Here is a 22,102-nt window from a genome sequence, read left to right on the forward strand (position 1 = left end):
CCCTAAAACCGATTTTTCGGCAAAGTTCTAGTAGGGAGGTTGAAAAATTTTACAAAAATATCATACTTCTGCATATTTGCAAAACCGGGATGCTCCCTTTCATAACTCTTTAAATCTCAGTATACCGTCTTAGTGTGCTTTTACTGTTTCAGCCTGCCTACAGTCCGGAAGTCAACCCAATAGAAAGACTCTGGGGATATATAAAAAAACAATTGAAATGGTTGAGGTTTGAACAAATAGAAGAGTTAAGAGCGGCGGTGCAAAAAGAGTTAAAAAAGTTGACTAATGAATTCATTGCTTCTTTGACGGGATGGCAATTTATTTTAGACGCCATATTTGTAGCAGGACTTTAGGAAAATAGTATTAGTTTCGGGCAGAAATTAACAGCGATAGAGCAGGAAATTCTTACTGGAAAATGTTAAAATAATAGCGTTATGGTAAACTGTAGTAACGAGCGAATAGGGACAGTATATGGGAGAGCTTTCGATCGTGAAGTTAGTGGAAAAACACATTATTTTTCGCCACCACTGGAACGCAAATGCTTTGGGGATACAGGGCCTGGTAGTACGGAAAGTTCGGGTTACTCCTTACAAAAAGGTTCGAGAAAGCAAGTGAGATATTTGTCTATCAAACCTGTAACTATTATTAGCATGAAGAGGCTAGGCTATGGAGTTATCTACTACCACCACCACCACGATAGATGGCGACCGCATTCAAGAGTACGCCAAGAAGCTACGCCAGAGTAATTTTTTAGAAACTTTGGCCTTGAATGTAGCAATGGGGATTCATGCCGAAATTACTAAAAGGGATGAAACATTAGAAGGCTTTAGTCATAAGTGTGTTGATGAACTCGAAAAATTTCTCAAAGAGCAGATAGTTGATGATGCTTTCTACTTGACAAAAGCAGAGGAAATATTAAATCATCTGACCCTCTGGCTTCAGGCAGGTAGAACCGAGGAAAATTTATGGAAAAACGTGGCACTTGATTCAGCTTTAATTTTTCTAGAGCCACTCGATTTATCCAATCGGACACTAGATGAGTTAACCGCTATGCTGGGGCTGGCTTCAAAAACAGTTCCCGCAACCGAACCCCAGCTATTTATCAGCACCACAATCACTCAAATACTCACCTCAGCCCCTCCTAGAACGGCTTGCAAGTCCTTATTACGAATTTGGGATTGGCAAGAAGATACCCATAAAAATGTGTTTTTTCGAGATAATTACAGCACGGGTTTTGTTAAGTTAGCCTTAAAGGATAAAGACCCAGTTACTAAAGAATATTTTTACTTTACAGGCAAGGCCGCCTGGGGAATTATTGAGGAATTTGGCAGTTTGGGGAAAGATACCGCCAAACTCCACTGTTTACTATCTGCCTATGTTTTTCAAGAGGCTGTGCCTTGGAGAACTGAAATTAAGCTAGCTGGAACTGGGAAAAATGGCGGCACTAACCTCATAGACTTAATGGGTTGGGGTGAGCGTAAAGATATGACCACTTCCCAGAAGTTACTCAGGATAGAGCAATGCCTGAAGCTTCTGAGAAAGCTGGACGCTACCATTAAATGGAATATCGGGAAGCTAGGATGCGATATGAATTCCCTCATTTGGGACGTTGCTGTGGAGCGCTACGGGCAGCGTAACATTTTCACAGATGAAATTGATGAACCAACAGAAATAGTAGCCTTCATTCGGGCGGGTAGATGGGCTGACTTTTTCTTTAATAAACCTGGCAAGAATGCCAGACCTCCAGTTGCCTTATATGAGTTTGGTTGGATTTCAGAAGCGACGCTCAAAATGAACCCGTATCATGATGAGCTAGCATTCTTAATCGCCATCAATATAACAACAGAAAGCGCCATTCATACAAATGGAAAATACACGGTTAAGACCGTGCTAGAGATGGCGATGCCGAAAAATGAGATTGAATTAACGCGGTCTGTTAAGTACAAAGCTCAAGATTTAAAGCAACGTTGGGATAAAGCCTTAATGCAGCTAGCTGAGTTAGATTGGCAGATTATATATGACTCTGAAACCTACCCAGAATGGTTGCGTCCCGGAAGTACAACAGGTAAACCCAAAGATTGCAAAAAAAGAATTATTGATTTACTGCTAGAAGCTGGCGTCACCATCAAGCCTCCCGGTAAAATTCCAGCCTTGATAGCTGCTAAAAAATCAGCATCTTTGCCCCGGAAACGAAAATCAGCATCTGCTGCCCCGTTAGAGTGGGAACCGATACAGAAGGCTTGTGAAGCAAAGGGTTGGACGAAGCAGACAGTCATCGCCGAAAAGCTGGGTATATCTCAGCAGCTAGTCTCACAGCTTCAACGCGGCAAGCCAATTAGCCCCAAAACCGCCGCCCACCTCAGAAAAATCTTGCCTCAAGTGCTACCGGAACTGTCAATCTAGCTTCCCATCCCCTTAACTCGAACTCCAGCCCCAAGCTTAGTAAGGCTGGAGTTTTGCGTAGTAAGGCAAAAATGACCTCAAAATCACCTTCAAACTCTTACCAGACAAGGCTTACAACTTTACTACGGACACACCCGGATCTAGCTACCAAAACACCCGGATCTAGCTACCAAAACACCCGGATCTAGCTACCTTTCAAATTTGAAACCCTTTCACAGTAACTATTTCAGCACTTTACTACGCACGGATTAACTATTAATTAATTATCTTTGATCGGCGTGCAAGCAGCGATTTTCAGAACATGAGACAAAGGGATGTTCCCCACTCAAGGAATAGCCCGGTGAAGATTTATCGAGATAGCACAGCCATTGACCTTCAAAATCAGTCCTCACAGAGACTCACAGTCCACTTGACTCCATCTGACCCGTTCATGAGGCGCTCTGGCGGTAGCCAGATTCGGGTGCAACTTGGAGTGCCTTTCGCATTGCTACTAGGCCAGAAGGTCAACACAGCCAACATGGGGGTGCGTTATGGTCTTGTCTAAGTCCGCCCTCACTGAATGGCAAGAAAGCGGCGTAGACTCCGCCATCTTCGCCCTCAACGTGCAAACTCTTAGTGGCGACGCCCCCTACGCCTACCTCCTCTACGAAATTAACGCCGCCTCCGGCAGAGTCCACCCCGACGCACAATGGCGGTGGGCCAGAAAACACTACAGCCACATCGAGCACGGTGGTTGGTGGTGTTCGGGCCTTGACCCCCTCAACAACTGGCAGCCCATGTATTGGGGCTGCTTCAAACCCTATCAGCCCCGCAACAGCTTCGACCCAAACGGTAAAACCAAGCCCGTCAAATACGAACACCCCCCCAAAACCCCCACCAGAGCCTTCTTCCTGCAAGTCCCGGACCACATCTGGGCAAAAGTCGCAGAACGCTACGGCGTCCCCATCGACCTAGAGGATTTGGGAGAGGGGGGGAGGGGGAGCAGGGGAGCGGGGGAGCAGGGAGGCAGAGGGGCAGAGGGGCAACACGGGCTAGGGGCAGCACGGGCTAGGGGCAGAGAGGAGATGGAGGACGAAAATCTCCCCCTCTCCTGTACTCCCCCTCTCCCCCTCTCCCCCGCTCCCTCTCCCCCAAACCCGCTTCAATTCTGGGAATGGGTTTGGCTCAACAACATCCCCGTCATCATCGTCGAAGGCGCAAAAAAAGCCGCCTGCCTGCTCACAATGGGCTACCCGGCCATTGCCCTCCCCGGCGTCACAATGGGCGTCAGAACCAAGAACGCGCTAGGGGAGAAGTGCATCCCCTATCTCATCCCCGAACTCCAACACTTCGCCACCCCAGGGCGGGAAATCTGCATCGGCTTCGATCGCGACAGCAAGCACTCTACCGTCCTCAACGTCAACCGCGAGATTGACAAACTCGGCCGCCTGTTCACCACCGCCAAATGCTCCGTCAGCGTCATCACTCTGCCAGGACCGGAGAAAGGCATCGACGATTTCGTGGTAGCCAGAGGCGAAGATGCGCTCATTGCCCTTAAAAACGCAGCACGAGGCTTCCAATTTTGGCAGGATAGGGAATCATGGCTTTTAACCTATCCCGCGTCTTTAACGCTAAATTCTCGCTATCTGGGAGAACTCCCCTATCCAGAGGCCGGCTTAGCCTGCATCAAATCCCCCAAAGGCACCGGCAAAACCCGCTCCCTCGCCCACCTGGTTTCCCACGCCCTCAACACGGGCGAACGCCGCGTGCTAGTCATCACCCACAGGATTCAGCTCGGCCGCGCCATCTGCGCCGGGTTGGGAATCAACTACATCGACGAAACCAAGAACTCGCCGGAAGGCAAATTATTCGGGTACGGCTTGTGTGTAGACAGCCTCCACCCCCACTCAATGGCCCGTTTCAACCCCGAAAACTGGTCTGGGGCGATCGTCCTCATTGATGAGTGCGAACAAGTCATCTGGCACGCCTTGAACTCCAGCACCTGCCGCGAAAACCGCGTCGCCATCTTGCAAACCCTGCAAGAACTCATTCGCACCGTCTTAACCACCGGCGGCTTAATCGTTGCCCAGGATGCTGATTTATCTGATTGCGCGATCGACTACTTGAAGGCGCTTGCTGGCATCCCTCTCGAACCTTGGATTGCCGTCAACGAATGGAAACCTAAAAAAGAGCGGGACGCGATCTTCTACGCCACTCAAAGTCCCGCACCACTATTCGCTCAAATGGAGCAAATTCTGTCGCGAGAAGTCACCGGCTGCGACCTTGAAAGTCGCGCCCTCTGCTGCCCGCTCGATCGAAACAGGCCCCACATTATGGTTGTTGAAGACTCCCAAAAAGTCAAAGGAAAATGGTCGTGTCGCAACCTAGAAACACAACTGCAAAAACGATTTCCCAACAAGCGCATTCTCAGGATTGATAGCGAGTCAGTAGCCGACCCCAACCACCCCGCTTGTGGCTGCGTTGAGAATCTTAATGCCACCATTCAAAACTACGACATCATCATCGCTAGCCCCACCATTGGCACAGGAGTTAGCATCGACATTCGCGGTTATTTTGCAGCGGTATTCGGCATTTTTAAAGGAGCAATTGCCGTCAACGATGCCCTGCAAAGTCTCGCTCGAGTCAGGGATGAAAATGTTCCAATCTTTGTCTGGACAGCGCCCTTTGGCATTGGCAAAATTGGCAACGGCAACGCTTCTTATCGATCTCTCCTCGCTTCCCAGCAGAAGGTTATCAAAGCCAATATTCGCTTGCTGCAAGGAGTTGACTTCGACATCGACGCGGCCCACGACCCGGTTCACCTGAGAACTTGGGCAAAAATGGCTGCTAGAATTAATGCCGGAATGTGGCATTACAGGGAGGCGATTAGGTACAGCCTAAAAGCTGAAGGGTTTCAGGTAAAACTGTGCCGAGAAAATCAGCTAGAACAACTCCTTTTAGAGGGATTAGCGCAGCAAATAGCAGCCAGCGCGGTTAAAAACTGGAAGCTATTGCAGCAGGTTGCCCAGAAGGTTGATGCTGGGTTAAATGAATTAAATCTCCGAAATGTTGGAGCTGCTCTGGCTAAGAAAGAGGCTGAGTCAATTCAGCGAGAGAACTGCAGGGTAGAAGCGGATGCTGTTGCTGATGCTCCTGATATTACTCTGTCTGAGTATCTGGAGTTGAAGGACAAGCGCTCCAAGACTCGGGGCGAACTCAATCAAGAGCGCAAGTACCAACTGCAAGAGACTTATGGTGTGTCGGTGACGCCCGAGCTGAAATTGAAGGACGACGACGGCTGGCTGCCTCAAATTCGCCTGCATTACTATTTGACCCATGACCCAGAGTTTGTCAAGAAACGAGATAAAAATCACTTGGCAGGCCATCAAGAAAGGGGTCAAGGGAAGGTTTGCCCGCAAGATTTGCGCTTCCTGAAAGCTTCTGTGGAAGCTCTCAAGAAGTTGGGGCTGATGGAGTTCTTTGACTCAGACAGGGAGTATCGAGGGACTGACCCGGAGGTGATAGCCTTTGCTCAAAGGGTCAAGCAGTATTCTGCGGACGTGAAAGATTTTCTGGGTATCAACGTCCACCCTAATGCCCACCCAATGGAGGTGGTTCAGTATGTTTTGAAGGGGAAGCTGGGCTTTACCCTGCGGCTGGTTCGCCAAGAAAGGTCGGAGGAACGAGATGCTTTGGGCAGGCCCAAGCGCATTCGAGTTTACCAGTTCCAGTTCCCCAACGACGGCAGGTCGGCGATTTTTGCAGCTTGGCAGCAGCGGGATGAGAAGGCCATCTCTTTGGCAGAAGCCGCGGCTCCCTGTTTGGAAGGGATTCCAGGCGGCACAGGGTCGGATAAAGATATGAAGATATCCGGGGGTGTGCCACCAATTGATGAAGCTGCGAACGCAGGACACTCATTGAAGGTGGGCGCGCTAGTGCGGTTTGTTGGTGAGGTTCAAAAATATGTGGTTAAAGCTGTCTCAGGCGCTCGAGTGATGGTGCAATCGTTGCTTTCGGGTGCTATCGTCCACACTTGCGATCGCCGCTTAGAGCTGGCGGATGGAGGAGCGACGTGAGAACGCTGCCAAAAAGTGTGATTCGTTTTTAGTCCAGCGCGACCTGAAAAGGGTCATCTGTTCTGCAGAGCCTACTCTGCTAAGGTATTTACAATCCTTACCCTCATGTAAAAGACTCATCTGAAGTCCGGTCGCGTCTCAGTACAGTATTGGACGCTCGCGGCGCCCGCTCGCTGAAAAAATACTCTTCAAACGTCAGCTTGACGGGAGCTTACGGATTGAACGATCGCCCTGGCAATTGTGTGCGGTCTTAGACAATATTGCCTTGAAAGACAGCTATACCCCTGTCGCAGGAGTTCTGTGGAGGGCGCAGTTCGCGTTGTTCAAAGTAAGTAATGCTGTGAGCGATCGCCAATAAACATATCTCAAGCCAATAAATAATAACTCCGACAGGTATCCGGTAAAAATTTGAAAAATTTCAATCGATCGCAAGTTAAATTAGAGATTTGTTTGATAGAGGATATTGTCTTTCCAAACGCTTCATCTCTGTCGGCATATCTGTCAGTCGTCGCGCGCTCGGCAATCGATGCTAACCTCCCATCATATCTTTGAAGCGCGCGAAGATCTGACGATTGTGGTTGCATCCACTCGCGATCGATGCAGTATCTAATATTAGAGATTTTAATTGATTGATTTAAGGAAATATCGCGCTGCAATTTCTTTATCAAGAAATTGGCATAAAAACCTATCAAAACAAATCTGTTGCAGTCGATGCACAGTTAAAAACTCATGTCAATCTCAAAAGGAAAGCGAGATTTGATTTCGGCCCGGCCACTAAAACATTTGAATGATATACCACCTTCAATTGAGTTGCCTGCAAGTTTTGCCAAAATTCATCCCCCGCGCTTTGAGTGCGGCTTTAGGGTGCGCTGGGCTGATGTTGGCGAAGAAGCCGATTGGGGAATAGTTATCGGCCAATTTTACAACTACGAACCGCGCCGTTGCTGCTGGATGTGGTGCTACATAATTTGGCTGGCTCCTAATTCCAAGAGTACAGCTTGGTGTCAATTTGACACGGCGTGGGAAGAAGATTTAGAGAGGTATGAGGATGAAAAAGCCGCCTACTTTGACAGATAGAGAACGCAATTTGATTGCAGTTTACAGCCAATGCCAATTGGGCATGACGCCGAAACAGTTTTATGTCAAGTGGGGGGTAAGTTACGAGCAAATTGCCTCCATTTGTTCCCGCTCTGATTCGACGGTACAGGGTTGGTTTAAACGCGGAAAAAATCGAAGATTTCCTACTGCTGTTGATTTGCGCCATTTGGCAGTAATGGATTTTCTGCTGGAACACTTTGAGGAGATTCCCGACGTACTGGCGAACTTGCTGTGTCCGCATTCCGAAGATAAGAAGGTGCGTTAGAAGAGAATTTGAGCGGTTTAAAGCACAAACCTAATTAATTGTCAAGGTCAGCGTGACCTGTCTTGAAGAATATTCTCTCAACTAGCGTAATGGCAAGCAAGGAAAAAAGAACGCAACCTGTTACTGTCGCTGGTGAGGTTAAAATGACTTATTTTGAGAGATTGCATCCGTGGTGCATCATTAAGCTGCTTCCTAATTGTCAGCGTATTGTTGTGGCGCGATTTCGCAGGAGGAGGGATGCAGACGATCATTTTCGGGTTTTGCAACGGTTTGTCAAAGAATTCACATTTGTGATTGTTTTTGACATCCCACCAAAGCCTACTTTGCCTAAAGAATAACGACGCAGCTCTATGTGAAATCGAATTAATCGATATAGCTGCGTTAGATTAATATATCCGCTTTCGGGCGAATTACCCCAGCTACAGCTCCTACTGATAGCTGGGGTAATTTTTTATCTACTGGGGGCTGTTAACTGGAGTGATAGATGCTCAAAACCGGGTTTGTTAAACTCTACTAATTAGAGCTTGTTATTAGAGTTTTAATTGACGCTCCAGAGCCATCGCATTTTGTATCGATTTCTCTAATAATTATATGAGGAATAATCCTAAAGTTGATAGCTGTGCGATTCTAGGGCTGGCTGATACCAGTATAGTTGGCGATTGCAGCAACAGAGTCTCCCCTATAACAACAGCTAAGTCATTTCCGGCAATGCAATAAGCAAGAACCATTGCTTGAGAAACGCTCTAAGTTAAAAGCTACCCCCTAGCGGGAGAAGTTAAGGGATAACCAACTTTTTACCGTTATGAATACTAACAATTCTAATATTAACCCCCACAAAACCTTTCCTGAATCAGCCAGCCAGCACTCCCCTCAAATCCAAGAAGTGATTGCAGTAATTTTTCCTTTTCTCGCGGATGCACCTGCTGAAGAACATCCCTTCAAATTAAACGATATCGTAAAAACAGGCAACCAATACGGTATTGTTACTTCTCTCAACAAAAATGAAAAACTTGTGACAATTATTTGGGACGCAAGTTCGGGCGAAAAGGCATTTTTTTGGACTTATAGCCTTGATGAAATCCGCGTCCTTAAAATCTCCCTCGTGCCTCAGTTTATTCCTCAAAATACTGCGGGAGAACTTCCAGCTTGCACAACTATCGTACTCGCTAATTCCGAACAGATACAATTTAGTAACACAACTCGTTTCAAAGTAGAATCGCTCACTGAACAGCACATTCTCATCTCTGCTCTCGACCAATTGTATCACTTTCCTATCAACCTGTTTCCCGGCTACCCGACAATTTGTACCATAGATATCCCGACACCCCAGCAATTAAAAGCCGCCAGCTATTTATCTGTTACCGATATCATAATCAGAGCTAAAACGCATTTAGCTCTCGAAGTACCAGACAACTTTTTAGAATTCGCTATGCCAATCTACAAACAGCAGTTAAAAGAAAAAATAGCTCAACAATTGAGCGAAGAAAATTACCAACTTCTCGACTTTCACATAGCTTGGGAAGAAGCCTGGAAGCAGCAGTTAGAAAACCTAACAAAGAAACAAGGCTTCTACGGATTTAGAGAGGGAGATTGCATTTTACAGCACCGAGAAGGAGTTCAACGAATGGGGAGAGTCCAACACTTGAACGTTGAAGAGCCACGTCCATTTCACATCCAGTGGAACAGCGGAGAACTCCTAAGTTACAGCTTGAGAGAACTCAAAGGTTTGGGTATTGTCCGCATCGAACCCCTGGTTAAATTATCGCCCAATGTGGCTTATCAAATTAGCGAAGACGGCTCCTACTTTACAGCTTGGATTGGGTTCCGTACTAAAGCGTTAGCTAAAGCGTGGCTAATACCTGTCAAAAAGCTAGTCGGCAACTTGAGCAACTTAATTGAGTGCCAAATTTATGAACTGCAACATACAGGTTCTAAATATGAGTATGCTGTAGAATGTCCCCGACATAAAACATTAAACAAGCGTCTTGAAGCTCTGGAAAAAGTTGTTAAACTTGATTTAGAAAGGATGCCATTTAGGAGATGAGTGGGAAGTAGCGAGCACTCCGTAAGGTGTAAACGGTGCTTTTTTGCTGGGACAAAAAACAGAAAAATTTCCTATTTGTCTTAAAAGTTTTACTAACAAGACTTAGGAATCTTCCTTGCCCGGAATCTAAAAAACCTACTCTTGAAAGACTCCCCCGTCAAGCTAACGCTTAATCAGAGGTTGAGAAAATTAGTAATGGACGCTAACTAATGATTCAAACCTTACTCGAACAACCCCAGAAACTTACACAATTTCCCTTCACGCTCAAACCGCAACAGCAGCAAGCCATCGACAAATTAAGAAGCTTTCTAACCACTACCGAGTCATTCTTCTTGCTGTGCGGCTACGCAGGAACTGGAAAATCCACAATCGTCTTTCAAATTATCCAAGAACTCTTGAGTCAAAGCAAACGCATTGCCCTCACAGCACCTACTAACAAAGCAGTCGGCATTCTCAGAAAAATGGCAGCGTCTCAAGGCATTTTCGGAGTAGATTTTATGACAATACACCAACTTTTAGGATTAGGCATGGTCAGAAAAGAACAAGAAAAAGCTTTGGAACAGACAAGTTCCAGCAGCCTTCACCTCTACGATATCATCTTCCTCGACGAATGTTCGATGGTTGGAAGCGAATTGTGGAAATGGATAGAACGCAATTTTGAACGCACATTCTTCAATCACCGCAAGCTAATTTTAATGGGCGACCCCGCTCAACTCAATCCTGTAGGAGACAAAAAGTCGCCTGCTTTCAGCATTACCAATAAAGCTGTACTGACCAAAGTTGTCAGGCAAGCAGGGGAAAGCCCTGTGCTCGATTTCATAACAGAATGCCGCTCTTTTGTCAATAGCAAAACAGACATATTTTTGCCACACTCTAAATACAAAAAAGGAGACAAGTCAAACGGTGCATTCAAAGTCAAATCAGAAACGCTGCTACAATATGCAGTCAAAACGATCGATCTAGAATTTAGTCAAAATCCCGATCGTTTTAGAATTCTGTGCTGGACTAACAAACGAGTCAGATACTACAATCAGCTTATCAGAGAACAAGTCTACGGTCAAGCTGCACCCAGATTTGTACCGGGAGAAAGGCTAATTACCAAAAAACCCGTCATGGCACCTGACGGCAAAACCGTAATTTTGCCGACTTCAACGGAATTTACCGTCAAGGAAGTTGAGATTAACCAGCACGGAGGCTATCGAGTTTGGCTGCTAAAAATTGTGACTGATGACGGTTTATTTCGGCAAATCTTTGTCCTGCACGAGTCTGAAAATAAGCGCTACCAGGCTGAACTTAAAGAAAAGCTAAAGAGTGCTAAACGCAATGGATTTCTTTGGAGGAAATATTACTGGTTCAAAGATGACTTGTTTGCAGAAATTAACAATTGCTTTGCTCTGACTATTCACAATTCGCAAGGCAGCACTTTTGATGAAGTTGGCATTGACGGAAGCGACCTTTTCAGCAGATTGTTAATCGGTCAAGATTTGAGCAGGCAACAGAAACTTAAAGAGTACCATCGACTTTATTATGTCGGTGCAAGCCGCTGCCGATATCGGATATTATTTGTTGCCCCCAATGACTCGTACTCAAACAATAAAATTCTCAAGTACAATGTAAACTTCTCAACCAAGAGGTAAAGTCTTCAACTATAGCAGAAGGAAGAAGGAAGAAGCAGTAATAGCAATGGTTTCAGCGATTAAGAATGTCCTAACCGTCTTGGCTGTTGCTATAACAGGTAAAGTCCTCAACTAACAGGTAAAGTCCTCAACTAACAGGTCCATACCTTTCTAAAAAACAGTCACTAACGCTCAACTTTCAGAAAGCTTCTCCATCGGGACTTACGCTGCATAAGTCAATTTTCACACTATCTGTAGTAGTAACCTGTGCCATCAGCACCCTACAAGTAGAGTCTGTGCGTAAGTCCTATTTATAAAATAAGAAGAAAGGGAAACGGAAAGGCAAGGCGAAGCAGAAGGTAAAAATGGAGAAAAAAACTTTAGTTTTGGGTTGATAGCAACGTTCAAAAAATCAATAATTGTATCGATACCCACCGAGTTAGATACAAAATGTCTACCCTTGAATCCTATACTTTTAAGCGTTGGTTCCTTCCCCTTATTCTTTTCCTTCCCCTTATTCTTTTCCTTCTCTTTCTCCTTCTCCTTCCCCTTCCCACTCCTCTTTCTCAACAACCTGAATAAGTGCTGCTACCGCAGCGGCCAATCGCACCCCTGACACCAGGCTAATTATGGCAAAATCTCGACTAACAGGAACACCGCCTCAAGAGGAAAATTTGGAGAGAACAGTTAAGAAAAAACGCTCGACTGCCACAGCACGTAATTCTGCCAAAACTGTGAAGAAATCAGTCAAACCAACAACTGAAACTGACTCGGTTTGCGAACCCTTAACAATCTCTCCACAAAAAGTAGAAACTTCGCAAACTTGCACAAATTTTGCAGCACTTCCAGCCGTCGAAGCTCCTTCTCTAGAAACATTGTCAAATGAGGCGATATTGCCTTCCCCTTCTACTCTCCCATCAGCTATTGAACTTGCCTGCGATTCAAGAGAATTCAACGATTATATACAAGCCCTGAAAGGCATCATTCCCAGCAATAGCAGCCATCCCATTTTGTCCAATGTTTTGATTGAAGCTGATGCAGAAACTCAACATTTGCATCTAACTGCCTACAACTTAGAATTTGGAATGCAAGTGAGCTTTGGTGCGAATGTCAATCAATCTGGAAAGCTTACCCTCCCCGCACCCATACTTGCTGACATTCTGGGAAAATTTCCTAACGGCAGCCTTACCTTAAAGAGTTCTTCTGAAATTATTAAAGGAAGCCACGTTCCATCAGTCAGTGCCACTCTGAGTGCGTCAAGAAGCAAGCACGCCATTCGCGGGCTAGCTGCGGACGAATTTCCGGCTATCCCCAGCGTTCAACAGAAACTTCTAACGCTTCCTGCTAGCGTGTTAATTTCTGTCCTAAAAGCTAGCTTATTTGCTGTAAGTTCTGAGGAAAACAAACGCATTTTAACAGGAGGGAATTTTCAACTCAGTCACGACGCAGACAGAGGACTCGATCAACTGAGAGTTTGGACGACAGATGGGCATCGGGTAGCAATGGTTTTAGGATTGAACGAAAGCAGCAATTCCTATCTTTTGAGCCGTCAAGTAGTTAATTTTACTGTCCCTGCTAAGGTACTCCGGTTATTGGAGCGTTCTTTGAATTCTGCTGACAAAGTTACGATTTACTATGAAGGTTTGCCAGAGCAACCTAGTAATTTTGTCGCATTCGAGTGGAATAATTGGCGGTTGACAACGAAGTTGCTAGAAGGGCAATATCCAATTTGTGACCAAATTATCGCTCCCTATCGACATCAATTTAGCCATCAAGTGGTGGTTGAGAGGCTGAGCTTTTTAAAAGCCTTAGAGAGGTTAGCTTCTCACAGCGACAAGTCTCACCTAACAGCTATTTTAGAATTCGATTTAGATGCCCAACAAGTGCGAGCATCACTCAACAATACTCTCAGTTCAGGAACTGAAACAGTTGATGCTAAATTCTGGGGCTGTGAGTTTTGTCTCAAGTGCGACATCCGCTATTTGATTGATACAGTCAAAGCGATTTCCAGCTCTGATTTGCGGGTGTTAATGGCAACTCCTACCGCTCCCCTACTGATTGCACCGTTTGGAACGCCTGCGTCGGGTACAGAGGCTTTAGAGTGCGAATATATTGTCGCTCCGCAAGAATAGTCGTGCATGTGGGAGTGGCATCTAAATTTGATGCCCTCTCCTGCAAAAAATATGAGTTTAATTTCAGGCACGGCTCACGCCTCCCCTATCGGGGAATAGTTACCAGAAGTATTCTAACGACTCAAAATGTACCAACCACTGCACCTCAAATACCGACCCAAAAGCCTCCAAGAATTAGTGGGTCAAGACACCATCAAAACAACCTTGACCAATGCCATCACCTCCGACAAAATTGCTCAAGCTTACCTGTTTACTGGCCCCAGAGGAACAGGCAAAACCTCAACCGCTCGCATCCTTGCTAAATCACTCAATTGTTTGAATAACAAAAAGCCAACCGCCACTCCTTGCGGGGAATGTTCAAGCTGCAAAACCATTGACTCCTGTTCAAGCTTAGACGTAACTGAAATCGATGCTGCCTCTCACAATGGCGTGGATGATGCCAGAGAATTAATACAACACAGCAACTTTGCGCCAGCGATGAGCCCTTACCGCATCTGGATTTTAGATGAGTGCCACCAACTCAGTACCAGCGCTCAAAATGCTCTCCTCAAATGCCTTGAAGAACCTCCGGCTCATGTGGTGTTTATTCTCTGTACGACTGAAGCATATAAAGTCCTGCCGACAATTATCTCCCGCTGCCAAACTTTTAACTTCCGAGCCTTGTCAGTTGATGCTATTGTCGGACAATTGCACAAAATTAGCTCCGCTGAATCTATTGCGATCGCAAGTGAGGCCATGCGGGCGATCGCTCGCACCTGCGACGGAGGGTTAAGAGATGCCTTGCAATTACTCTCTCAGCTTTCACTGCTAAACTCAGAGATTACCCTAACTCAAGTTGCAGAAGTATCTGGCAATATCAGCGAGCAAGAGTCGATCGCCCTTCTCAAAGCCATTCATTCTGGCGATACCTTAAGCGTACTGCAATCTTCGAGAACGCTCATTGACAGCGGCAAAACCCCCAAACTGATTCTCAGCAGCTTGCTAGCAGCAATGAGAGATTTGCTCATTGTCAAATCAACGCGCCACTGCCAGAATTTAATTGCAGGGCCAGTAGGCTATTCACAACTGCGCTCGCTCGCTCTTCATCTCGATTTTGAAACAATTGATGCGGCTTGTACACAATTGCAAAAATCAGAATTTCAATTGAGAACTAGCACCAATGCTGCTACCTGGTTAGAAGTCTGTCTGCTGAACTTGATGCTGTCAAGCAAACCCGCTGCCCCCGAAACGCGGTTGCCGGCAACTTCCCAATCTAATCAGCCTGACAAATTTGATAAAACTCCTCAAAAAATAGAGGCAGATTCTCCTGACTTTGAGACAACTTGGGCGCAAGTAGTAGCAGCAGCGAAACCAGGCAATCGTAGCCTCTTAAACCGCGCTCAAATTGCCGAACTTTCTGCTGATTCATGTGTGTTAGCAGTAGAAAGAAAATACGCGAACAAGTTTCAGAGTCACCTTGAATCCGTGCAGCGGATCGTTACTAAAGCTTTAGGCCGCTCTGTTACTGTAACTGTCAAACAACAGGAGGAATTAGCAGCATGATTAGCATCCTAATTGGGAATGATACCTACGCAATTGAACGAGAAGTTGAAAAGTTTAAGACTCAAACTCATCCTCTCTGGCGAGATTTCAACATCCACCGCTTCGATGCTTCTTCCCTGGATGCAGCCCTCTCTGCTGCTGCTTCAGTTCCTTTCGGCGGTGGAAACAAACTTATTGTCGTTGAAAATTGCGATTTCAAGCAATTTGGAGAAATGGGGCTAGAATTGCTGCAAATTTTGCCCCAATTACCTGTTACAACGCACTTAGTCTTCACTGCTGCTGTTATCGACAAACGGCTCAAGGTAGTCAAGCATTTGTTGCAGTTTGGTAAACTTAAGGAGTTTACTCTCATTCCCCCTTGGCGTACCGATTTGATTGAAAGTGCGATCGCTGCTACTGCTAAACAGATGAATCTCTCAATTGCCAGAGATGCTGTCAGTTATCTAGCGGTAGCGATTGGCAACGATTCTGCTAGAAGAGTCAGTGAACTAGAGAAATTAGCCATTTATGCAGCAGGCGATCGCATTACGAAAGAAGCTGCTAAAATCCTCGTTCCAGCTACCACAGCCAACTGTTTTCAACTTGCCGAAGCTCTTTTAAAAGGTCAAGCAGTGGCGGCTATTAAGGTGCTTGATGAATTGCTATCTCGGGCAGAGTTTCCTTTAGCAATTATTGCCACTCTCCAAACTCAGTTTAAAACTTGGCTGTGGGTAAAAGCTACTATCAATTCCGACCAACAACGTTCTGATAGCGAAATTGCTAGTATGTGCGGAATTAGTAACCCCAAACGGCTGTATTTCCTTAAGCAGGAGGTTAAGGAAGTATCTGCGAACTTCTTAAGTCGATCGCTCTCCATTTTGTTTGATTTAGAAATTGCTCTCAAAACAGGAGATAAGCCTGACTCGATGTTGCCTGCTTTGCTCAGCATCACTCAACTCACTCACCTTAAATAACAGGAAAGCGCTGCCGAGTTAATTCGGCAGTCTTTCATTAACAATCCTGGAGGCAAAAACTGCTTTGCAATACTATTGGTAGCAGTAAGGTACGCGGCGGCGTACCCTACAGATAGAGTTTATGCGTAAGTCTTAATTAACTGTAGTGATAAAGCAGTTGTTTTTCTCATTAATTTATTAAACAAGTTTTTGAGTTTATTTATCACACTAGGTCGCTATTTCTGTTTAATAGCAGCTCAACTTTCCTGCATCATCCAAACGAGAAAGCCCAAGATTTGCTCAACCGGAGGTAGTGGATAATCTGTAAGTTGACACTCCCACCCCTAAAGGGGATGGGATTCTTTAGAGATTTCGCTCTAAATACCCCAAAGAGACAATTGCTTGCCCTGTGGGTTCTCGCCCACACGCCGTTTGCCTTTTAAAGGCAGCGTGTTAACTGACGAGCGTTCGTACAATTCAACCTCAAAGAGATTCAACTGTACTGGTTTCGACGAGTCCCGCCGTACCATTTTCGATTTAATCTTTTTGACAATATTCAACTTGTAGGTTTCTATCGCCTTAACTTTCACATTCCTTGCAGCTTGCAAATTTGCATCATCAATATGCCCACAATTGGTACAGATAAACTTTTCACCATTGCGGCTATCTTTATCAATATGCTTACACTTGCTACAAGTTTGACTGGTATGCCTTGGGTTAACTCGGTACAGCTTCTTGCCTGACTTCACAGCCAAATATTCAAGTTTTTGAGTTAACGCATACCAACTCGCATCAGCGATAGAACTATTTAAACCACGTTTAGCCGATTGACCGTTGGGGAGAAATCTACCAGATTCAGATTTAACAGGTTTGCACCGCTTCATCATGTTTTGTATCTGTAAATCTTCAACTACAACTGCATCGGATCTTTTAATAATCCGATTAGCTACATCCCACTGGTAAGATTCGCGACGCTGTTGAATTTTATTGTGCAGCTTGCTCACTCTAAGTTGAGCTTTACTGCGATTCTTACTACCTTTTTGCTTACGGCTAACCCGTCGCTGTCTGATTCGCATCAAACGCTTAGCTTTCTTGTGGGTAGCAAATCGCGGATTATCAATGGCGCTGCCATCAGAGAGATAAACCAATTTACCTAACCCCATATCGCAGCCAGTGATAGTTTTGATTTCACTATCTGGAATTACTGGGAAGCCTGGTATATCTTTGTTTTCTATCCTGACCGAGATATACCATCCATCAACTTTCTGTCTGATGGTTACGGTTTTAATCTCAAATCCTTCGGGGATAAGGCGAGAGTTGTAGAAACGCAGCCACCCAATTTTAGGGAGGTCAACTTTGTTACCTTTAATCTTGATTCTTCCTGGTTTGTAGCTAAACGATTTGAAATCGTGACGGCGCTTAAACTTCGGAAACCCTGCGCCCTTAAAAAACTTATTAAAGGATTCATTAACTCTGGCTGGAATTGACTGCAATACTCCAATATCAATACTTTGATACCAAGGTCTTGCCTCTTTTAACTCTTGCAGATTTGCATCTTGCATTAATGATGCTGACCGCTTAGGAGATGTATCTTTATATCCTTCTTTTTGGGCTTTACCGCCGCCCTCCTTCCAGGGGTTGGCGAGTTGGGTTCCTTTAGTAATACCGCAAGTCAAAGGCGTTATTTCTACCTGAGTCCTCAAGTCGCAATAATCACCGCAAATAAACTGCTGATGCCAACCATCAATCCTGTCACGCAAGCACCAATTGTAATTCGCTCTCAACATATCGAGCCACTGGATTAGTTTTTGGGATTGCTGCTGATTAGGTCTAAGTTTGTATTTGAAGCTTAAAAGCAAATTGCACCACCTCCTTAAATTATTGTACGAGGTTATTGTAGATGTTGACGACTTAACGACAATCAATATGCAAGATAAATACAGACTAAAGATTACATCAGTAACGCTTATTAGATACCATTTTATTTGGATTCCAGCTAGACGCAAGAAGGTGTTGATTGGTGCAGTGGCCGAACGCTTAAAACAACTACTGACAGATAAGTGTAATTAGCTCGTTGTAATCGCGCAGTGAGGTGGAAGTCTACCGCTTTGTTGGTTCCTGAACCCAAACCCATAATTGCTACCAAAATCAGTCCGACTCCCAGTTTTTTTATTAATTTCTTCTCTCGTTCTTTTTCCTACCTATCGGTAGTAAGAGAGAAAAGATTCATTCTTAGAGTGACCAATGCCTCCCAATTATATCAACCTTCTTTCCCAACTAATAGCCAGACATGATTTTCACCAAAATAACTTCCCAGAAGCAAGCCACTTGCAGCCAACTGCAACAGCCGATTTGTGTGAGTTTTTAGGCGAAGAGGTTATTTATCAGACAATCGCGACTGCTACAACTCCTAAGCTCTACAAAATTCCTCAAGACTTGCCGCCTTCAATAATTTCTGCTTTGCACCGCCAAGGCATTCAACAGCTTTATTCGCACCAAATTAAAACACTCAAAGCCGTGCGCCAGGGCAAAGATGTCATCCTCAGCACAGCAACAGCTTCTGGCAAATCTTTAAGTGCGTACTTGCCTATTTTAGAGGGCATTCTCCAACATCAATTTACTGCACTCTCTATTTATGGCTTGAAAGCTTTAACAGCCGACCAAAGTCAAAAACTTGCCGATTTGCTCCAACTGATTCCTGAGCCTGCGCGCCCGCGCCTTGCCCTTCTAACTGGCGATACTCCTCCCCAAACCAGAGAACAATTATTGGCTAAAAATCCTAGCATAATCAGCGCAACACCAGAGTTAATTCACTATGCGCTGAAAGGGGTTCACTGGAGTCAGCCTTGGCAGCACTTTTTAAGTCGCCTCCGCTATATTGTTTTAGATGAAGCTCACACTTTTAACGGAGTTTACGGAGCTAACATGGCTAGCTTAATTCGCCGCTTAAAATTGGCAGTAGACGAGCGCGGAGGTTGTTCTCACAAACTGCAATTCCTGATGTTGAGTGCTACCGTTGGCAATCCCGTTCAATTAGCGAAGTTACTATCTGGTAGAAGTCGAAAGCGAAATATCAATAAATCAGAGCGGTTAGTTTGGATTAACTCTAGCGGAGCTGCTGTCCCAGAACGGCAATTAATTGTTACTAAACCGACTCATGATGCTAATTCCGATGTTGCTCGCATTATTATGTTTTTGTTGCAGCAAGGGAAAAGCGGAATTTGCTTCGGTAACGGCAGACAAGCAATTAAGAACTTGTGGGCAACTTTTAAGCAAGAAGCTGTAACTCAAACTAACTCGGGAATTGAGTCGCAAGTAGCAATTTTCTACGGCAGTTTAACAAGCGAACGCCGCATGGAAATTATTAACTCTTTGCAGTCAGGAACAGTTAAGTGTATCCTCAGCACTAGCGCTCTCGAAGCAGGAATTGATTTGCCTCAACTTGACTTTGCTATTATTAGGGGATGGCCGGGAAGCTTGCAAGCTTTTAGGCAGAGGGCTGGCAGGGCTGGTCGCGCAAACTCCGGTTTAGTTGTCTTCATTCCCATTGCACAATCACCTTTGGATAACTATTTTGCCGAGCGCCCTGAATTGTTGCTGTCGGCCGAATCTGAATTGGTGAGCTTTAATGCGAATTATCCCATAGATATTGCCAAACATTTGATGTGCGCGGCTGTCGAAACAGGCATTCCTGCCAGTAAGCTCAAGCACTACTTTGGCAAGAGCGCTCATATAATTGCAACGGCTTTAATTGAGCAAGGTGTTCTTCACAGAAGCCGGGATAAATTATGGGCTAAAGGCTTTCCCCATAAAGATGTAAACTTTCGAGGGGGAACGGGTGCTAGCACGATACAACTGGTGGATGCGGATACTCAAGAAGAGATTGAACTCCTCAGTGCGGAGATTGCTTATCGAGAGGTATTTCCTGGTGCTATTTACCGCACGCAAAACTCAGACGGCTGTTTGGTGACTTATACTTCGCGCTCACTCTTGAATGGCAAAGCTATTTTGCAAAACACCCCTGAAACTCGACTGTTTACTGTAGCGATTAGCCACACTGATACCAGCCTCAAACAGAATTTGAGTTTGCCTCAACAAATCCCGTTGGTTATTCCAGAAGTTGAAGGAAATGTTCAAACCAATTCAACGGATAGTAATGCAATTCCAGCTCAAGCTATTCTGGAACTGGCTTGGGGAGAAATTAGCCAACTTGTCACGGGTTATCAATTATTGACTCGCAATTACCAGTTAACTTGTCTCAATAGAAAATGCGTCAATTACCGAGAGCCTTTATCAAAATGTACTGCCTGTCCTGTTTGTGGCAAGAGAACTCGCTCGGCTGAGCTAACCTCGGTTCTTAATGAGGTAAACTTTGAGCAACCTTACGAAATCAAATTTGCGACTCCTGTACTGCAAATTAGTTTTAATTCCCCGGTTGAATGTTACCTGCAACACGTAGTAACAGCTACTCGCCAGGAATTGCTTCAGTCTCAACAGCCGATTCCTCCCGGATATCAGCAGTTGTGGGAGTACCCCGCGAATTTGTTGGCTATTCACAGTTTCGGTCATCAAATTTTAGCAGCTTTACCTCTGACTATTTTGGCTTCAGCTAATGATGTAAATTTTCTGGTAGAGAAGAGAGGTGCAAATGACTATGCAGGACTCTTTTACGATTTAGCAGAAGGGGGTTCGGGAACCTCCGAAGCTATTTTTCGTTCTCTCCCTCAATTAGCTCATGCGGCTGCTGAGTTAGCCCGCAGTTGTTCTTGCAGTTCTGGCTGTCCTAAATGTTTGATTCAGTCGGGATGCCCTGATGGCAATAAAGCTTTACTCAAGCAGGTGGGGCTGCTGCTGTGCGAAGCATTTTAAGAATGGGGGAATGGGAGTGGGGGGGAATGTGGAATTATTGACCTCCACTCCCATTCCAATGCAACCGGAAACGAACTCACTTCATAAAAGTTATCAAACAAATAGGCAATTGTTCAACATTGCTTCCAGAGCGATTCTAATTATAAAAAGCTACTCCCCACTCCCCATTCCCCACTCCCTATTCTTAAAATGTGTGAACCGCTACCGCGGTTTTTAGGGGTGCATTTTTCAGACTTGTACTCGTCAGGAACCTCAGCCTAAATGCATGAGGCTTGCCGGAGAAATCCAGTAAGCCATTCTGACCAGCCACAGTCTTAACTGACTACATTTCGAGAGTCACGACACCCTTAGATGCGTGCTAGTCTTCTGCTCTGTCGCTAACAATTAAACAGTTTTACGGTCACTGAAACAGTGTTGTTAGCTTAACAAGCTCTTGAAATATTGGCGAAGCAAACATTACCCCGCAAGGGAGAATTTCATGCAAAACTATACCTTTGTACTGGACCCAAATAAACAACCACTACATCCCGTTCATCCTGCCGTGGCTAGAAGATTACTCTCAAATGGCGAAGCTGCGGTCTTCCGTAGATACCCATTTACCATCATTCTTAAACGTGCTGTCAATACAACTGAACAGTCGATGGCGTTCCGCCCCGCAAGCTACGAGATCAAACTCGATCCCGGTAGTAAAACTACGGGAATTGCGCTACTAAAAGGTGAAAATATCATCTTCGTAGGTGAGCTAAATCACAGAGGACAAGCAATTAAAGCTAGCTTGGATTCTCGTCGTGCTATCCGTAGAAGTCGTCGAGCTAGACATACCCGCTACCGTCAAGCGCGTTTCCTAAATCGCATTCGTCCGAAAGGTTGGCTAGCTCCTAGCTTAAAACATCGAGTAGATACTACGCTGACCTGGGTCAACAAATTCATCAAATTTGCACCCGTAAATAGTATTGCGATGGAGTTAGTTCGATTCGACCTTCAACAACTAGAGAAACCTGAAATTTATGGGGTCGAATATCAGCAAGGCGAATTACTTGGGTACGAAATCAGAGAATATCTGCTCAACGTGCGACCCGTTTCCGCGAAAACGGAAAGCCTAGCGGCTTAAAGTGTAGGCGGAGCAAGGAATCAGCCTTTCGTATG

14 protein-coding genes and 1 pseudogene are annotated in these 22,102 nt (G+C 45.2%); 14 read left to right on the plus strand and 1 reads right to left on the minus strand.

Features of this window, described 5'->3' with window-relative positions; translation table 11 throughout:
- The first annotated feature begins 134 nt into the window (after positions 1-134).
- The 11 genes from QT992_RS19715 to holA all read left to right on the plus strand — a co-directional run bounded on the left by QT992_RS19715 (position 135) and on the right by holA (position 16,108).
- The gene (locus QT992_RS19715; protein ID WP_333337240.1) at positions 135-353 is read left to right on the plus strand and encodes a transposase; all 219 of its coding nucleotides are present in this window, start codon (positions 135-137) and stop codon (positions 351-353) included.
- Positions 354-666: 313 nt separating this feature from the next.
- Positions 667-2,403, plus strand: a complete 1,737-nt coding sequence (locus tag QT992_RS19720) for a helix-turn-helix transcriptional regulator (protein ID WP_333337241.1) — start codon at positions 667-669, stop codon at positions 2,401-2,403.
- Between the two features lie 530 nt (positions 2,404-2,933).
- The gene (locus QT992_RS19725) at positions 2,934-6,458 is read left to right on the plus strand and encodes a plasmid replication protein, CyRepA1 family (protein WP_333377562.1); all 3,525 of its coding nucleotides are present in this window, start codon (positions 2,934-2,936) and stop codon (positions 6,456-6,458) included.
- Between the two features lie 729 nt (positions 6,459-7,187).
- The gene (locus tag QT992_RS19730; RefSeq protein ID WP_333337245.1) at positions 7,188-7,535 is read left to right on the plus strand and encodes a hypothetical protein; all 348 of its coding nucleotides are present in this window, start codon (positions 7,188-7,190) and stop codon (positions 7,533-7,535) included.
- The gene (locus QT992_RS19735) at positions 7,507-7,821 is read left to right on the plus strand and encodes a helix-turn-helix domain-containing protein (protein ID WP_333045410.1); all 315 of its coding nucleotides are present in this window, start codon (positions 7,507-7,509) and stop codon (positions 7,819-7,821) included. The genes QT992_RS19730 and QT992_RS19735 overlap by 29 nt, the downstream gene beginning before the upstream one ends.
- A gap of 89 nt (positions 7,822-7,910) precedes the next feature.
- Positions 7,911-8,159 (plus strand): hypothetical protein, encoded by a 249-nt coding sequence (locus tag QT992_RS19740; protein ID WP_333180743.1) that lies wholly within the window; start codon positions 7,911-7,913, stop codon positions 8,157-8,159.
- 464 nt (positions 8,160-8,623) lie between these two features.
- Positions 8,624-9,865 (plus strand): hypothetical protein, encoded by a 1,242-nt coding sequence (locus tag QT992_RS19745; RefSeq protein ID WP_333337247.1) that lies wholly within the window; start codon positions 8,624-8,626, stop codon positions 9,863-9,865.
- Between the two features lie 209 nt (positions 9,866-10,074).
- Positions 10,075-11,502, plus strand: coding sequence for a DEAD/DEAH box helicase (locus QT992_RS19750; RefSeq protein ID WP_333337249.1), 1,428 nt, complete (start codon positions 10,075-10,077; stop codon positions 11,500-11,502).
- 608 nt (positions 11,503-12,110) lie between these two features.
- Entirely contained in the window at positions 12,111-13,613 is a 1,503-nt protein-coding gene (gene dnaN, locus QT992_RS19755; RefSeq protein WP_333337251.1) for a DNA polymerase III subunit beta, read from the plus strand.
- A gap of 126 nt (positions 13,614-13,739) precedes the next feature.
- Positions 13,740-15,155: a DNA polymerase III subunit gamma/tau gene (gene dnaX, locus QT992_RS19760; RefSeq protein ID WP_333377565.1), complete on the plus strand. Its 1,416-nt coding sequence runs from the start codon at positions 13,740-13,742 to the stop codon at positions 15,153-15,155.
- Positions 15,152-16,108, plus strand: a complete 957-nt coding sequence (gene holA / locus QT992_RS19765) for a DNA polymerase III subunit delta (protein ID WP_333377568.1) — start codon at positions 15,152-15,154, stop codon at positions 16,106-16,108. Before dnaX ends, holA begins: the two co-directional genes overlap by 4 nt.
- A 356-nt stretch (positions 16,109-16,464) precedes the next feature.
- Here the strand turns inward: holA and QT992_RS19770 are convergent, their stop codons facing one another.
- Complete coding sequence (locus QT992_RS19770; protein ID WP_333377571.1) at positions 16,465-17,946, minus strand: transposase; 1,482 nt, start codon at positions 17,944-17,946, stop codon at positions 16,465-16,467.
- A gap of 67 nt (positions 17,947-18,013) precedes the next feature.
- On the opposite strand from QT992_RS19770, the gene QT992_RS33685 reads away from it, so the two are divergent.
- The 3 genes and pseudogenes from QT992_RS33685 to iscB form a co-directional block, all read left to right on the plus strand.
- Positions 18,014-18,157: a transposase gene (locus QT992_RS33685; RefSeq protein WP_445243051.1), complete on the plus strand. Its 144-nt coding sequence runs from the start codon at positions 18,014-18,016 to the stop codon at positions 18,155-18,157.
- A 174-nt stretch (positions 18,158-18,331) separates the two neighbouring features.
- Positions 18,332-20,956, plus strand: a complete 2,625-nt coding sequence (locus QT992_RS19775) for a DEAD/DEAH box helicase (RefSeq protein WP_333377574.1) — start codon at positions 18,332-18,334, stop codon at positions 20,954-20,956.
- Positions 20,957-21,434: 478 nt separating this feature from the next.
- A pseudogene (iscB, locus tag QT992_RS19780) lies at positions 21,435-22,022 on the plus strand (RNA-guided endonuclease IscB); the annotation flags it as partial.
- Between the last annotated feature and the right edge of the window lie 80 nt (positions 22,023-22,102).

Origin of the sequence: Microcoleus sp. T3_D1, assembly GCF_036700405.1 — a bacterium.
Classification (GTDB): domain Bacteria; phylum Cyanobacteriota; class Cyanobacteriia; order Cyanobacteriales; family Microcoleaceae; genus Microcoleus.

What these genes read in the sequence shown, in the direction of transcription:
- QT992_RS19720 (WP_333337241.1), top strand. Translation starts at nt 667, where the DNA reads ATGGAGTTATCTACTACCACCACCACCACGATAGATGGCGACCGCATT.
- QT992_RS19725 (WP_333377562.1), top strand. Translation starts at nt 2,934, where the DNA reads ATGGTCTTGTCTAAGTCCGCCCTCACTGAATGGCAAGAAAGCGGCGTA.
- QT992_RS19730 (WP_333337245.1), top strand. Translation starts at nt 7,188, where the DNA reads ATGTCAATCTCAAAAGGAAAGCGAGATTTGATTTCGGCCCGGCCACTA.
- QT992_RS19735 (WP_333045410.1), top strand. Translation starts at nt 7,507, where the DNA reads ATGAAAAAGCCGCCTACTTTGACAGATAGAGAACGCAATTTGATTGCA.
- QT992_RS19740 (WP_333180743.1), top strand. Translation starts at nt 7,911, where the DNA reads ATGGCAAGCAAGGAAAAAAGAACGCAACCTGTTACTGTCGCTGGTGAG.
- QT992_RS19745 (WP_333337247.1), top strand. Translation starts at nt 8,624, where the DNA reads ATGAATACTAACAATTCTAATATTAACCCCCACAAAACCTTTCCTGAA.
- QT992_RS19750 (WP_333337249.1), top strand. Translation starts at nt 10,075, where the DNA reads ATGATTCAAACCTTACTCGAACAACCCCAGAAACTTACACAATTTCCC.
- dnaN (WP_333337251.1), top strand. Translation starts at nt 12,111, where the DNA reads ATGGCAAAATCTCGACTAACAGGAACACCGCCTCAAGAGGAAAATTTG.
- dnaX (WP_333377565.1), top strand. Translation starts at nt 13,740, where the DNA reads ATGTACCAACCACTGCACCTCAAATACCGACCCAAAAGCCTCCAAGAA.
- holA (WP_333377568.1), top strand. Translation starts at nt 15,152, where the DNA reads ATGATTAGCATCCTAATTGGGAATGATACCTACGCAATTGAACGAGAA.
- QT992_RS33685 (WP_445243051.1), top strand. Translation starts at nt 18,014, where the DNA reads ATGCAAGATAAATACAGACTAAAGATTACATCAGTAACGCTTATTAGA.
- QT992_RS19775 (WP_333377574.1), top strand. Translation starts at nt 18,332, where the DNA reads ATGCCTCCCAATTATATCAACCTTCTTTCCCAACTAATAGCCAGACAT.